Genomic DNA, 533 nt, shown 5'->3' on the forward strand with positions numbered 1-533 from the left:
ATGAAATGAGTACGCAAGTACGCAGGGAAATAGAAGTCATCCCGGCACAAGTGAAACTGAAGGAACATGTACAGTATGTATATGGTTGCCGTCATTGTGAACGGAATGAATTGGAGACTCCAATTGTCACAGCGAAAATGCCCGCTCCTGTTTTCCCTAGAAGTTTGGCATCCCCATCTGCGATGGCATACACGATGACACAAAAATACGTGGAAAGTATGCCTTTACACCGCCAAGAGAAACATATGGAGCGATTTGGCATTTCCTTATCCCGGCAAACCTTATCCAATTGGATACTCTATGGAGCCAATACCTGGTTAAGTCCCATCTATGATCAGATGCGAGAACATCTCCTGAAACAGGATATTTTGCATGCGGATGAGACGAGCCTTCAGGTCCTTTCGGAACCCGATCGGCCAGCCACTTCCAAATCTTATATGTGGCTTTATCGTACAGGTCGGATGAGTCCTGCAATCATCTTGTATGATTACCAGCGTACTCGTGCAGCCAAACATCCTTCCCGATTTCTGAAG

At 46.0% G+C, this 533-nt stretch carries 1 protein-coding gene; it reads left to right on the forward strand.

Annotated features, from left to right (window positions below; all coding sequences use genetic code 11):
• The coding region (locus ACFSBH_RS12065) for an IS66 family transposase (RefSeq protein WP_379597719.1) at positions 1–533 on the forward strand (533 nt) is incomplete at both ends.

The sequence above is a fragment of the Oceanobacillus luteolus genome, from assembly GCF_042678205.1.
GTDB classification, from domain to species: domain Bacteria; phylum Bacillota; class Bacilli; order Bacillales; family Amphibacillaceae; genus Oceanobacillus; species Oceanobacillus luteolus.